General features: G+C 55.5%; 12 protein-coding genes. 8 read left to right on the top strand and 4 right to left on the bottom strand.

Annotated features, from left to right (window positions below):
* Window positions 1-5: 5 nt before the first annotated feature.
* The 3 genes from AC2T6E_RS02445 (at window position 6) to rimL (ending at window position 3,322) form a co-directional block, all read left to right on the top strand.
* Window positions 6-779 (top strand): transporter substrate-binding domain-containing protein, encoded by a 774-nt coding sequence (locus AC2T6E_RS02445; protein ID WP_010431012.1) that lies wholly within the window; start codon window positions 6-8, stop codon window positions 777-779.
* A 242-nt stretch (window positions 780-1,021) separates the two neighbouring features.
* Window positions 1,022-2,677 (top strand): glucan biosynthesis protein D, encoded by a 1,656-nt coding sequence (locus AC2T6E_RS02440; protein ID WP_108417505.1) that lies wholly within the window; start codon window positions 1,022-1,024, stop codon window positions 2,675-2,677.
* A 105-nt stretch (window positions 2,678-2,782) separates the two neighbouring features.
* Entirely contained in the window at window positions 2,783-3,322 is a 540-nt protein-coding gene (gene rimL / locus AC2T6E_RS02435) for a 50S ribosomal protein L7/L12-serine acetyltransferase (RefSeq protein ID WP_108417504.1), read from the top strand.
* Here the strand turns inward: rimL and ydcK are convergent.
* Entirely contained in the window at window positions 3,317-4,297 is a 981-nt protein-coding gene (ydcK, locus tag AC2T6E_RS02430) for a YdcK family protein (protein WP_486691182.1), read from the bottom strand. The two genes, rimL and ydcK, sit on opposite strands and share 6 nt — an antisense overlap.
* Window positions 4,298-4,419: 122 nt before the next feature.
* On the opposite strand from ydcK, the gene tehA reads away from it, so the two are divergent.
* Both tehA and tehB read left to right on the top strand, forming a co-directional pair.
* Window positions 4,420-5,421, top strand: coding sequence for a dicarboxylate transporter/tellurite-resistance protein TehA (gene tehA / locus AC2T6E_RS02425; RefSeq protein ID WP_486690422.1), 1,002 nt, complete (start codon window positions 4,420-4,422; stop codon window positions 5,419-5,421).
* Entirely contained in the window at window positions 5,421-6,014 is a 594-nt protein-coding gene (gene tehB, locus AC2T6E_RS02420) for a tellurite resistance methyltransferase TehB (RefSeq protein ID WP_211445680.1), read from the top strand. Before tehA ends, tehB begins: the two co-directional genes overlap by 1 nt.
* On the opposite strand, the gene pepT is transcribed toward tehB, so the two are convergent.
* Window positions 6,011-7,240, bottom strand: a complete 1,230-nt coding sequence (gene pepT / locus AC2T6E_RS02415) for a peptidase T (protein WP_211445679.1) — start codon at window positions 7,238-7,240, stop codon at window positions 6,011-6,013. The two genes, tehB and pepT, sit on opposite strands and share 4 nt — an antisense overlap.
* A 111-nt stretch (window positions 7,241-7,351) precedes the next feature.
* Between pepT and AC2T6E_RS02410 the strand changes: the two genes are divergently transcribed.
* Together AC2T6E_RS02410 and AC2T6E_RS02405 are read left to right on the top strand one after the other, a co-directional pair.
* Complete coding sequence (locus tag AC2T6E_RS02410; RefSeq protein ID WP_108417500.1) at window positions 7,352-8,947, top strand: ABC transporter substrate-binding protein; 1,596 nt, start codon at window positions 7,352-7,354, stop codon at window positions 8,945-8,947.
* A gap of 135 nt (window positions 8,948-9,082) precedes the next feature.
* On the top strand, window positions 9,083-9,757 hold the full coding sequence (locus AC2T6E_RS02405; RefSeq protein ID WP_010431033.1) for a DUF3313 domain-containing protein: 675 nt from the start codon (window positions 9,083-9,085) through the stop codon (window positions 9,755-9,757).
* 33 nt (window positions 9,758-9,790) lie between these two features.
* Here the strand turns inward: AC2T6E_RS02405 and AC2T6E_RS02400 are convergent, their stop codons facing one another.
* Window positions 9,791-10,687 carry a DMT family transporter gene (locus AC2T6E_RS02400; RefSeq protein ID WP_108417499.1) on the bottom strand — a complete coding sequence of 299 codons (897 nt, stop codon included), beginning with the start codon at window positions 10,685-10,687 and terminating at the stop codon, window positions 9,791-9,793.
* A 173-nt stretch (window positions 10,688-10,860) separates the two neighbouring features.
* On the opposite strand from AC2T6E_RS02400, the gene AC2T6E_RS02395 reads away from it, so the two are divergent.
* On the top strand, window positions 10,861-11,733 hold the full coding sequence (locus AC2T6E_RS02395) for an AraC family transcriptional regulator (RefSeq protein WP_010431040.1): 873 nt from the start codon (window positions 10,861-10,863) through the stop codon (window positions 11,731-11,733).
* Here the strand turns inward: AC2T6E_RS02395 and AC2T6E_RS02390 are convergent.
* A complete protein-coding gene (locus tag AC2T6E_RS02390) occupies window positions 11,713-12,879 on the bottom strand; it encodes a benzoate/H(+) symporter BenE family transporter (protein ID WP_486690418.1) in 1,167 nt (388 codons plus the stop codon). The two genes, AC2T6E_RS02395 and AC2T6E_RS02390, sit on opposite strands and share 21 nt — an antisense overlap.
* Between the last annotated feature and the right edge of the window lie 48 nt (window positions 12,880-12,927).

Below are 12,927 nucleotides of genomic sequence, written 5' to 3'. Positions count from 1 at the left end.
GTGAGATGAAATTACGCGCGTTAATAGTCGGCATGGGATTGCTGTGTACGTTTTCTTCCTTCGCTGCCACCGAGTTACGTTACGGCCTTGAGGCGGAATATCCGCCGTTTGAAAGCCGCAATGCGTCTGGCGAACTGGAAGGGTTCGACGTTGAGCTGGGCAACGCTATCTGCAAAGCGGCAGCGCTGAAGTGCAGCTGGGTTGAAACCTCGTTCGATGCGTTGATCCCGGGCCTGGTGGCGAAAAAATTCGATGCCATTAACTCGGCGATGAACATCACCGAGCAGCGCCGCAAAAGCATTGATTTTACCCAGCCGATTTACCGCATTCCGTCGCAGCTGGTCGGCAAAGCCGGTACGGCGGTAGACACGACGGCTGAAGGGCTGAAGGGGAAAACCATTGGCGTGCTGCAGGGGTCCATTCAGGAAACCTATGCGAAAGAGCACTGGGAAAAGCACGGTGTCACCGTGGTGTCTTATAAAGATCAGAATATGGCGTGGGGCGATCTGCTGAATGGCCGTATCGACGCCTCGCTGGTCATGTCCGCGGCCGGGCAGGCAGGTTTCCTCAGCAAGCCGCAGGGTAAAGGGTTTGGCTTTATCGGCAAACCGGTGTCTGACGACACCATCCTCGGCAGTGGGATCGGTTTTGGGTTGCGCAAAGGTGACGAGGCCACCAAAAAGCAGCTTGATGCCGCGATTGATAAAGTACGTGCCGACGGCACGATCGCTAAACTCGCTGATAAGTACTTCCCGGGTATCGATGTCAGCGTAAAATAACCGCCTCGTTAGCCCCGTCAGCCGATGTCCTGACGGGGCATTTTTCTACACATTTTCCAGGCTTTCTTTACACCACTTTCGGGCCGTTCTGGTCGACAGAAAATATTTCTCACTTTGTTCATATAATCACCGGCCAACAATTGGATTCTTAACCATTTTTGTTTAGGCTGTGCGTTCTTTCTTGCCGTCATTTCGCCGCGCGCGAAACACATTCACACGACCATAAGGACGTTTTTCCAGGCATGAATCGCAGACGTTTTCTAAAAGGTTCGCTTGCAATGGCTGCCCTGAGCGGCACATCTGGCCTTGCTTCCCTGTTTTCCAAAGCGGCCTACGCGGCTGACTCTGACATTGCAGACGGCCAGAGCCGTCGTTTTGACTTCTCCGTCCTGCAATCCATGGCGCATGACCTGGCGAAAACCCCGTGGGGTGGCGCGCCGCGTCCGCTGCCGGAGACGCTGGCAACCATGACGCCGCAGGCGTATAACGCCATCCGCTACGACGAAAAACAGTCTCTGTGGAATAACATCGAAGGCCGTCAGCTGGACGTGCAGTTCTTCCATATGGGGATGGGTTTCCGCCGCCGCGTGCGTATGTTCTCGCTGGATCAAACAACCTCTCAGGCGCGTGAAATCCACTTCCGCCCTGAACTGTTCAGCTACGGCGACACGGGTGTTGATACGAAACAGCTTGAAGGCCAGAGCGATCTCGGTTTTGCGGGCTTCCGCGCCTTTAAAGCCCCCGAGCTGGCGCGTCGCGACATCGTCTCGTTCCTCGGTGCGAGCTACTTCCGCGCGGTGGATGATACCTATCAGTACGGCCTTTCCGCGCGCGGTCTGGCGGTGGATACCTTCACCGACACGCCGGAAGAGTTCCCGGATTTCACCTCCTTCTGGTTTGAAACCGTTAAGCCGGGCGATACCACTTTTACCGTCTACACGCTGCTGGATAGCCCAAGTATCACCGGTGCCTATAAGTTCGTGATCCACTGCGAGAAGAGCCAGGTGATTATGGAGGTGGAAAACCATCTCTATGCACGTAAAGACATCAAGCAGTTGGGCATCGCGCCGATGACCAGCATGTTCAGCTGCGGTAATAACGAACGCCGCATGTGCGACACCATTCACCCGCAAATCCACGATTCCGACCGCCTGGCGATGTGGCGCGGCAACGGGGAGTGGATCTGTCGTCCGCTGAACAACCCGCAGAAGCTGCAGTTCAATGCCTACATGGATAAGAACCCGAAGGGCTTTGGCCTGCTGCAGCTTGACCGCGATTTCTCTCACTATCAGGACGTGATGGGCTGGTATAACAAACGTCCAAGCCTGTGGGTGGAGCCGCGAAACAACTGGGGGAAAGGCGCGGTAGGGCTGATGGAGATCCCAACGACGGGCGAAACGCTGGATAACGTGGTCTGCTTCTGGCAGCCGGAGAAGCCGGTGGAAGCGGGGGACGAGCTGGACTTCAAATACCGCCTTTACTGGAGCGCGCAGCCGCCGGTGCGTTCTCCGCTGGCGAACGTCTTCGCCACCCGTACCGGTATGGGGGGCTTCCCGGAAGGCTGGGCACCGGGCGAAAATTACCCGAAAGTATGGGCGCGTCGCTTTGCCATTGATTTCGTCGGTGGTGACCTGAAGGCCGCTGCGCCAAAAGGTATCGAGCCGGTGATCACGCTCTCCAGCGGTGAAGCGAAGCAGGTTGAGATCCTCTACGTTGAGCCGTTTGACGGGTATCGTATTTTGTTTGACTGGTATCCAACCTCGGATTCAACCGAGCCGGTGGATATGCGCCTGTTCCTGCGCTGTCAGGGCGATGCCATCAGTGAAACCTGGCTGTATCAGTATTTCCCGCCGGCGCCGGATAAGCGTAACTACGTTGACGACCGGATAATGCGTTAACGTTTGTGGGGTTGTGCCGGGTGGCGGCTTTGCCTTACCCGGCCTACTCTGGACGCATTTGTAGGCCGGGTAAGCGTTAGCGCCACCCGGCAATTGAGAGGCACCATGTCTTCAGAAATCATCCCCGTTTCACAGCAAATCGAACTGCGATCCGTCGAAGAGCGTTACACCACCGACCTGCACAACCTCGTCATCAAAAACAAAATCTTCCTGCAAACCGCCTTTGACTGGGCGCAGCACGTGGGCAGCGAAGAGGATACCCGCCGCAACGTGCAGAGTAACCAGATGCTGCACCAGCGCGGCTACGCCAAAATGTTTTTAATTTTTCATGACGATGCGCTGGCAGGTGTGCTGTCGTTCAACGCCATTGAACCCGCGAACAAAACGGGCTATATCGGCTACTGGCTGGATGAAGCGCATCAGGGAAAGGGCATCCTCTCCCGATCGCTGCAGGCGTTTATGCGCCGTTATGTTGAACTCGGGACCGTTCGCCGCTTTGTGATTAAGTGCCGGGTGGATAACCACAGCAGCAACGCTGTTGCGCTGCGCAACGGGTTTATGCTCGAAGGGTGCCTGCGTGAGGCCGAATACCTGAACGGCCGTTATGATGATGTAAATACCTACGCGAGACTGTTCCCGCTATAGCGCGCCAAGCAGCGGCGTGCGGGTAATGCGCGTATCGCCGTTGATCGCCTTTTCCCCACGCAGGTGAATGTTCTCGCCCATAAAGGCTTCAATCACCGCATCGTCGGTAATCTCCACCCGATGTTCGATAAACACGTCGCCACTGATGCGCGCGCGCCCCTGAATAACGACTTTATCGTCAATCAGAATCGGCCCACCGCGCAGCCACGCCTCTCCACCGATCAGCACGTGATGCTTGATGACGCAGTTACCTTCGATAACGGCGTTTTCTGCAACCTGCGAGCTGTAGCGCACGGTGGGGATAGCGTCGTCATCAAAGCCCGCAATAAGACGCGCGTTGCCGTACACTTTGGCGCAGTCACAGACCCAGACGTTGTTGAGATCGTTACCTTCCAGGATGGCCCTGTCGAAGACTTCGGCTCGATGCTCGATAAAGGCATAGCTGACCAGCGCGTCGCCGTAGATTTGCGCCTGGTGCACAATGCGCGATTCGCTCACCGTGGCCCGGTCATAAATTTTGAGGATCTGTTCCTGGTCGGGCGTTAAGCCTTTCGCGGCAATCACCATGCTGTTGTGGATCACACGGGCATCACCATAAATATGGCATTCGCCGCGCACGGTGGATTGCTGAATGGTGACGTTGTCACTTATTTTTGCCTCATGGCTCACCTGTGCATTGTCCAGCCAGCTGTTACCGCCGACGCGGGCACGGTGGCTCACGACACAAGGCTGGGTAAGACGGGCGTTATCCGATATTGTCGCGCCCGCAAATACCACGCTGTTCTCGTCGTAGATCCAGCAGTCACCGTCCTGCGCGAGGGCACTCTCGTCGTCAATCCAGCCGCCTTTCGTGCCGGTCGTTACGTCGTTAAAATCCGCCGTGGCGATAATCTGCCGCAGCGTGGCTGAGTGGGTTGTCTCGCCGTTTTTCCACTGCCAGAGGCGGGTCTCGTCGCTAAGGCGGTATTTGTTCATCATGTTATCCCTGGTGAGCGTCTCCACTAAACGTAGCAAACTTTCGGCTTTCCGTTGTGCTGGCATCCGTAGCGGAAACCTCTTAAAATGGCATTTAAAATACATTTTAAAAAATCAAATTAATGAATAACTTTAACAAATCCCAACAGGTGCTTAACCTTCCCGCGGGGTATTTTGGCATGGTGCTTGGCATCATTGGCATGGGCTTCGCCTGGCGATACGCCAGCACCCTGTGGCCGGTGACGCGCTGGCCGGGTGAGATTCTGGTCGCTCTCGCGGTTACATGCTGGTTTTTACTGACGGCGGCATTTGTCACCAGAGCGATCCGTTTCCCGTGCAGCGTGCTGGCAGAGATGCGCCACCCGGTGATGAGCAGCTTCGTCAGCCTTTTTCCGGCCACTACCATGCTGGTTGCCATTGGCTTTGTACCCTGGTTCCGCCCGGTATCGCTGGTGCTGTTCGGTGTGGGCGTGGTGGTGCAGCTTGCCTATGCTGCCTGGCAAAGCGCCGGGCTATGGCGGGGGACGCACCCGCAGGAGGCCACCACGCCGGGATTATATCTGCCAACGGTGGCGAATAATTTTATCAGCGCAATGGCGTGCGGAGCGCTGGGATTCAACGACGCAGGGCTTGTCTTCCTCGGCGCAGGCGTCTTTTCCTGGCTCAGTCTGGAGCCGGTGATCCTCCAGCGTCTTCGCAGCGCCGGAGAGCTTCCCTCCGCGCAGCGTACCTCTTTAGGCATTCAGCTGGCGCCTGCGTTGGTGGCGTGTAGCGCCTGGTTTAGCGTCAACGGTGGGGAAGCCGACACCTTCGCCAAAATGCTGTTCGGCTACGGCCTGTTGCAGCTGCTGTTTATGCTGCGCCTGCTGCCGTGGTATTTGTCTCAGTCGTTTAACGCCTCCTTCTGGAGTTTTTCGTTTGGCGTGTCGGCTCTGGCTACTACGGGGCTGCATCTTGGGCACGGCAGTTCGTCTGGATTCTTCCACGCCATTGCCGTGCCGCTGTTTATCTTTACCAATCTCATTATTGGGATGCTATTGGTTCGTACATTTATCCTGCTGATACAGGGCAAACTTCTGGTGCGCACTGATAAAGCACTGCTTATGCAATCTGAGGAAAAATAATGGCTGTCGATGAAAATTACTTCACAGAGAAATATGGTTTAACCCGTACCCACTCTGAGGTGCTGTACAGCGCGGAGATCGTTAAACCGGGTAAAACGCTGGATCTGGGCTGCGGCAATGGCCGCAACAGCCTTTACCTGGCCGCCAACGGCTTTGACGTGACCGCGTGGGACAAGAACCCGATGAGCATCGAGAATATCGAGCGCATCAAAGCGGCAGAAGGGATTACGGCGCTGCAGACTGCGATCAAAGATCTTAATAACCTGAGCTTTGACGGTGAGTATGATTTTATCCTCTCCACCGTAGTGCTGATGTTCCTGGAAGCGAACACCATCCCTGGTCTTATCGCCAATATGCAGCGCTGCACGAAGCCGGGCGGCTACAACCTGATCGTTGCCGCCATGGATACGGCAGACTACCCGTGCACCGTTGGCTTCCCGTTTGCGTTTAAAGCCGGTGAGCTGAGCAACTACTATGAAGGCTGGGAGTTGCTCAAATACAACGAAGAGGTGGGCGAACTGCACCGCACCGATGAAAACGGCAACCGCATCAAGCTGCGCTTTGCCACTATGCTGGCGCGCAAGCCCGCTTAACGGGCGGCCAGCAGGCAGATCTGCAGGGCAGTTTTATACGATGCCTCGAACGACGACAGCGGCAGGAATTCAAACTTCGAATGGAAGTTATGCGCGCCGGTGAAGAAGTTCGGGGTGAGCAGCCCTTTAGCCGAGAGCGCTGCGCCGTCGGTACCGCCGCGCATCGGCGTCGGTTTCGGCGTGATGCCCAGTGATTCCATCGCCTCAAACATCAGATCGATGGCGCGCCTGTCTTCGCCAATCGCATTACTGATATTGCTGTAGGTGTCTTCAATGCGATAGTCCACCCTGGCCGTTGGATGTTGGGCGGCAATCAGTGCGGCTACGTCGGCAATCTGCTGCTTGCGGGCGGCAAAGTTGTCCTTGTCGAAGTCCCGGATATTGGCTTTAAGAATGGCCTCGTTCTGACCGGCCTGAATGCCGTTAAACCAGATATAGCCTTCACGCCCTTCGGTGCACTCCGGCGTTTGCTGGCGGTCAAAATGGTTGATGTAGTCAGTCGCCATCAGCAGAGGGTTCACCAGCACGCCTTTGGCGGACATCGGGTGCGCCGTTACGCCGGTAAAGCGGATCTCAGCGGCTGCCGCATTAAAGTTTTCGTAGACAATTTCCCCCAGCTCGCAGCAGTCGATGGTCCAGGCGAAATCGACGTCGAAGCGTTTCAGATCCAGCGCCTTGGCACCGTTCAGGCCGATCTCTTCATCAGGCACAAACGCCACGACGATATCCCCATGCTGATGTTCCGCCGTCAGGTTTTCCAGCACCGTCATCACCACCGTCACCGCCGATTTATTATCTGCGCCTAATACGCTGGTTCCGTCGCTGAAAATAATCTCTTCACCAGGATACGCCAGAATTTCCGGGTGCTCTTTTACCCGCAGCCAAATGTCTTTCTCTTTATTCAGGCAGAGATCTTCACCATGAAAGGTCAATATTTGCGGATGAATATCCGGTGATAAGCCCACGTCTACGGTATCAATATGCGTAATAAAGCCGATGCGCGGTGCGCCGGGCACGTTGCCTTTTTTTACCGCCGTTACCGTGGCGAATTCATCAATCACAATATCGTCTAACCCCAGCTGTGCCAGCTCCTGCGCCAGCTCCCGCGCCATGTCATGCTGCCCTGGCGTGGAGGGAAGGGTTTTCACTTTGGGGTCGCTCTGGCTGGTGATGGCAAGATAGCGGAAAAAGCGCTGGGTTAATTGTCTGGAGAGTTCTGAGCCCATAGTGATTCCTTCTGTATTTATTTTTCAGGTGTTTGCCACATCACTTTAATGTTATTTATGGAATGGCAAAAGAATTAATTAGCCGTCGAATTAAAAAGACAGGAATAAATGATGAAAAGCAAACTCACAATGTTAACGCTCGCGTTTGCTGCGCTGACGGTCAGTTCCACCGTGGCGGCGAAAACGCTGGTGTATTGTTCCGAAGGATCGCCGGAAAATTTTAATCCTCAGCTATATACCTCGGGAACCAGCGTGGATGCCAGCGCCGTGCCGGTCTATAACCGACTGGTCGATTTTAAGCCGGGCACAACGGAGCTGGTGCCGAGCCTGGCCGAGCGCTGGGAGGTAAGCGAGGACGGTAAGGTCTACACCTTCCATCTGCGAAAAGGGGTGAAATTCCAGAGCAATAAAGCGTTCAAGCCGACGCGGGATTTTAACGCCGACGACGTGATTTTCTCGTTTATGCGCCAGAAGGATGTCAATCATCCGTACCATAACGTCTCCAACGGCAGCTATTCCAACTTCGAAAGCCTGGAGTTTGGCAGCCTGATTACCGCAATAGACAAGGTGGATGACCATACCGTGCGCTTTACGCTGGCTCACCCGGAAGCGCCGTTTGTGGCCGATCTGGCGTGGTATTTTGCCTCGATTCTTTCGGCGGAATATGCCGATGCGATGCTCAAAGCCGGTACGCCGGAGAAGGTCGACATGGATCCTGTCGGGACCGGGCCGTTCAGGCTGGCGCAGTATCAGAAAGACTCCCGCATTTTATTCACGGCGTTCCCGGAATACTGGCAGGGTAAATCGAAGCTGGACCGACTGGTGTTCACCATCACGCCGGATGCGTCCGTGCGTTTTGCAAAAATCGAAAAAAATGAGTGTCAGGTGATGCCGTTCCCGAACCCGGCCGATCTGCCGCGCATGAAGGCGAACAAAGACATCACGTTGATGAGCAAGGCGGGGCTGAATACCGGTTTTCTGGCATTCAATACGCAAAAGCCGCCGCTGGATAATGTGAAAGTCCGTCAGGCTCTGGCGATGGCGATCAATAAACCCGCCATTATTGACGCGGTATTCCACGGTACGGGCACTGCGGCGAAAAACCTGCTGCCGCCGGGCGTCTGGAGCGCAGACAGCGAGCTTAAGGATTACGATTACGATCCCGAAAAGGCGAAAGCGCTGCTGAAAGAGGCCGGTTTTGCTAACGGTGTCAGCATCGACTTGTGGGCGATGCCGGTGCAGCGTCCCTACAATCCGAATGCGAAACGCATGGCGGAGATGATTCAGGCCGACTGGGCGAAGGTTGGCGTGCAGGCCAAAATTGTCACCTATGAGTGGGGGGAATACCTCAAGCGTGTGAAAGGGGGCGAACATCAGGCTGCGCTGATGGGCTGGACAACAGCCACGGGCGACCCGGATAACTTCTTTGGCCCGCTCTTTACCTGTACGTCCGCCAACGGCGGGTCGAATTCGGCCAAATGGTGCTACAAACCCTTTGATAAGATTATTGCCGAAGCAAAATCGATAACCGATCAGAATAAACGCATTGCCTTGTACAAAGAGGCGCAGCAGATAATGCATGACCAGATGCCAGCCGTCATGATTGCGCATTCCACTATATTTGAACCGGTGCGTAAGGAAGTCACTGGCTACGAAATAGACCCGTTTGGTAAGCATCTGTTCTGGCAGGTGGATATTAAGCCGTAATGTTGTCCTGCCCGGATCGCGTTCGGGCAGTCTTTTCGCAATTTGTGCTGCCTGCATCATTTTTTGCCACAACAAATCCCCCCATCTTTTGCTATAACTTCAAGTGCATACTTGCAGATAACATGGAATACCATCATGCGTACTCACACTTTTTTTAAAGTTGCAGTGCTTTCTGGTCTGTTGGCGTTGGCGGGCTGTGCATCGAAAGTTGCCGCTCCCGAACAATATTCAGGCTTTTTAAAAGATTATTCAGGCTTGCAGCAAACGACGTCCGCGACGGGGAAACCAACGCTGCGTTGGGTTGATCCTTCGTATAACGAAGCCAATTACGACAGCATTCTCTGGACGCCGATAACCTATTATCCGGCGCCAAAACCGACGACTCAGATTGGTCAAAAAACGCTTGATGAGCTTCTGGCCTATACCAATACCAAAATGAAAACGGCAATTGGTCAGCGTAAACCTGTTGTGTCGACGCCGGGCAAACACAGCCTGATCTTCCGCGGGGCTATCACCGGCGTGAGTTCGCAAAAAGAAGGCCTGCAGTTCTATGAAGTGGTGCCTGTCGCGCTGGTCGTAGCGGGTACGCAGATGGCAACCGGTCACCGCACCATGGATACGCACCTGTTCTTCGAAGGTGAATTGATTGATGCGGCAACGAACAAAACCGTCATGAAAGTAGTGCGTAAAGGCGAAGGGAAAGAGTTGGCAAACGAAAATACGCCAATGGGCTTCGCAACGCTGAAGCAAGTTGTGGATGACATGGCGACAGATGCCACCATGTTTGATGTGCATAAAACAGCGAAATAATGAATCAGGGCCTGCAGCGATGCAGGCCTTTTTTTATGCCGTTCTCAGTCGTCTGTACCAGGTTTCTGGCTTCGTAAACATCACCATATTCCCGCCCAAAATCAGCAGTAGCCCAACAATCCCATTTACGTGCCACACGTATCCTTCATAAATCGTCGAAATAGAGAGCGCAACCAGCGGGAATAACAGGGTGCTGTAGGCGGCTTTACCCGGACCGATGCGTCCGACCAGCGTAAAGTAGGCGCCAAAGGCAATCACCGAGCCAAACAGGGCCAGATAGAGCAGCGCACCAATGTAGCTTACCGTCCACTCCGGCATAAAATTGTCCCCTCTGACGAGCGCAATACCGCCCATCACCAGAGTACCGTAGAGCATCGCCCAGGCGTTTGTGGTCATGGTCTCCAGACCGTTACGCTGGTGGCGCATGCTGATCATATTACCCAGTGAGAATCCGTAGGTGCCCAGCGCCGACAGGCCAATGCCCGTCAGTAAAGAGGCGCTCCAGCCGCTTGCCAGCAGGTCGTCCCAGAAGAGGGTGATGATCCCGACCAGGCCCAGCGCGGCGGCCGTCCAGAAACGAGCGGGCGGGCGCTGTCCGAAGAAAATAAAGCTGTTAATGGCGTTATACAGCACCGCCATGGAGAAAATCACCGACTCCAGGCCGGTATTGATGTGCGCGGCGGCGGCGTAAAAGCACCAGAAGTTGAAGCAGAAAACGCAGCATCCCTGCAGCAGGCAAAAGAGGTGATCCCGCAGGGCCATCTTACGCAAACGGCGAAGGGCAAGTAAGACGATCATTATCGTGGCGGTGGCCACGGCAAAGCGCCAGAAAATCGACACCGGGGCCGCGACCGGTCCCTGCTGCAGAAAAATTGCAATCCAGGTCGTTCCCCATATCACGACCACCAGTCCATAGAGCAATGCGTTCATTGTTTCTCTCTTCTCATACCGCGAAAAGCACAGTCTGACCCGTCTGGCGCTGGGCTGCTTTCATCCTCTTGCGCTGGACTTGCAAATTCTTGCGCTTTTTTGTTGCGCGAAGGCTGGCATCGCGTGACAACACTTCTTAGACTGAGGGTCTGATCAACCATCCGTTCACGGCTATGTCTCACGCTTACGATACCTTTGAAACGCTACGCCAACAGAATGCAGTGCTCCGGGAAACGGTCGCGCTTAATTCCGGTATTCAACTGGCGGCGTGGTACAACAAGCACGATACGATCACCGTAAAAAGCAATCACCATACCCTCAGCCTGTACGTGGCCGATGGTTACGAAAGCTACCAAAAAACGCCGGGCGGCTGGAAGAATGGCGGCGGTCCGGACCGTTTCTGCCTGATGCCGAAAGAGAGCGAATCGACGTGGGATATCCGCGATGACCTGTCATTTGTTCATCTGTACTGTACCGATGAACATTTGCGCGATGTTGGCGAAAAAATCTGGGATAAACGCCCGCTGTCGCTGACGCTTGATGAGAAAATCTTCGGCAGCGATCCGAAAATCACCGCGCTTTATCGCCAGTTTTTGCTTGGCTGCGACTGGCAGCAAAAAGCGAATCAGCTCGCCCTCAGCACCGCCTCTACGCTTTTACTGACGCATCTGCTCCAGAATTACGCCAGCGTGCAGTGGAAGCTGCCGGTCGTCACCGGCGGGCTGTCGCCGTTTGTGCTGCGAAACGTGCTGGCGTTTATCGAAGAGCATCTCTCCCAGCCGCTGACGCTGGCCGATCTGGCCGATCAGGCTGCGCTGAGCGAGTATCACTTTGCCAGAATGTTTCGTCAGTCGATGGGGCTGGCTCCGCATCAGTACGTTATGCAACGCCGTATGGAGAGAGCCAAAGCGCTGGTGCAGCATACCAACACACCGCTTACGGATATCGCACTCGCCTGCGGGTTTAACTCCGCCAGCCACTTCAGCAACCGTTTTCGCAGCATCATGGGGATAACCCCGTCACAGCTACGCGCGGCGACGGCGTGAAAACACGGCGTAACAGAGGCCACCCAGCACCAGCCCCCAGAAAGCAGAGCCAATCCCCAGAATTGTTGCCCCGCTGGCGGTCATCAGAAAGGTGACGATCGCCGCGTCGCGTTCCGCCTCGTGATTCAATGCCTGATACAAACTCCCGCTGATGGTGCCGAGCAGCGCCAGACCGGCAAGCGTCTGGATCCAGCTGAGCGGTAATGCGGCCATTAATCCGGCGATCGATCCGCCAAAAATGCCCGCCAGGAGATAAAACGCGCCCGCAGCCGCGGCGGCAAGCCAGCGTTTACCCGCATCCGGATGGGCATCAGGGCTCTGGCAAATGGCGGCGGTAATGGCGGCGATACAGATGGAGAACACGCCGAAGGGAGATAACAGCAGCGCCAGCCCGCCCGTCACGATAATCAGCGGTGAGACCGCCAGCGGATAGCCCGATGCTTTCATCGTGGCGAACCCCGGCGCGTTTTGCGAGGCCATGGTGACCAGGAAGAAGGGCACGCCGATGCTTAGCAGGCTGGTGAAGGTAAACGCCGGTGCGATAAATTGCGGCATAGCGACAGAAAGGGCGATATCACTTGTGACAACGTCACCTCCCGCCCATGCGACTGCGCTACCCACCAGCAGTGTGGCGACAATGGCGTACCGGGGCGCAAAGGCTTTGGCCATCAGCCAGGCCGCAAGCATGCTCCCGCACAACAGAAAATGCCCGTCGAGATTGCTGAACGTCTGCAGGCCAAACCGCAGCAGCACGCCTGCCAGCATCGCGGCAGCAAGGGAATGCGGGATGAGCTTCATCAGGCGGGCAAATAGGCCGGTCACGCCGCACAGTAAAATGAGCGCGTTGGCAAAGATAAAAATGCCGATGGTTTCGGCAAGCGTCACGTCGTTGAGGCTGGTGGCTAACAGCGCCGCGCCGGGCGTTGACCAGGCGGTGAGTACCGGGGCTTTGTACCACCACGATAACGCAAGGGTGCTGAGACCCATCCCAATGCCCAGCGCGGTCATCCAGCCCGCAATCTGGTGCGCATTTGCGCCCGCCGCCGCTGCGGCCTGCCAGATGATGGCTGCCGAGCTGGCATACCCCACCAGTACGGCAACAAACCCGGCAAGGACGGCAGGAAAGAGATGAGTTGAAGGGCGCATAAAAAAACTCCGTTGTGCGTTATAGCGTCCGGCATAAGGTAACACTGT

It is taken from the genome of Enterobacter sp. B79-1, assembly GCF_057444735.1.
This window is presented reverse-complemented; position numbering and strand designations above follow the sequence as displayed.

What these genes read in the sequence shown, in the direction of transcription:
- tehA (WP_486690422.1), top strand. Translation starts at nt 4,420, where the DNA reads ATGAATAACTTTAACAAATCCCAACAGGTGCTTAACCTTCCCGCGGGG.
- AC2T6E_RS02400 (WP_108417499.1), bottom strand. Translation starts at nt 10,687, where the DNA reads ATGAACGCATTGCTCTATGGACTGGTGGTCGTGATATGGGGAACGACC.
- pepT (WP_211445679.1), bottom strand. Translation starts at nt 7,240, where the DNA reads ATGGGCTCAGAACTCTCCAGACAATTAACCCAGCGCTTTTTCCGCTAT.
- AC2T6E_RS02405 (WP_010431033.1), top strand. Translation starts at nt 9,083, where the DNA reads ATGCGTACTCACACTTTTTTTAAAGTTGCAGTGCTTTCTGGTCTGTTG.
- AC2T6E_RS02410 (WP_108417500.1), top strand. Translation starts at nt 7,352, where the DNA reads ATGAAAAGCAAACTCACAATGTTAACGCTCGCGTTTGCTGCGCTGACG.
- AC2T6E_RS02445 (WP_010431012.1), top strand. Translation starts at nt 6, where the DNA reads ATGAAATTACGCGCGTTAATAGTCGGCATGGGATTGCTGTGTACGTTT.
- AC2T6E_RS02440 (WP_108417505.1), top strand. Translation starts at nt 1,022, where the DNA reads ATGAATCGCAGACGTTTTCTAAAAGGTTCGCTTGCAATGGCTGCCCTG.
- rimL (WP_108417504.1), top strand. Translation starts at nt 2,783, where the DNA reads ATGTCTTCAGAAATCATCCCCGTTTCACAGCAAATCGAACTGCGATCC.
- tehB (WP_211445680.1), top strand. Translation starts at nt 5,421, where the DNA reads ATGGCTGTCGATGAAAATTACTTCACAGAGAAATATGGTTTAACCCGT.
- AC2T6E_RS02390 (WP_486690418.1), bottom strand. Translation starts at nt 12,879, where the DNA reads ATGCGCCCTTCAACTCATCTCTTTCCTGCCGTCCTTGCCGGGTTTGTT.
- AC2T6E_RS02395 (WP_010431040.1), top strand. Translation starts at nt 10,861, where the DNA reads ATGTCTCACGCTTACGATACCTTTGAAACGCTACGCCAACAGAATGCA.
- ydcK (WP_486691182.1), bottom strand. Translation starts at nt 4,297, where the DNA reads ATGAACAAATACCGCCTTAGCGACGAGACCCGCCTCTGGCAGTGGAAA.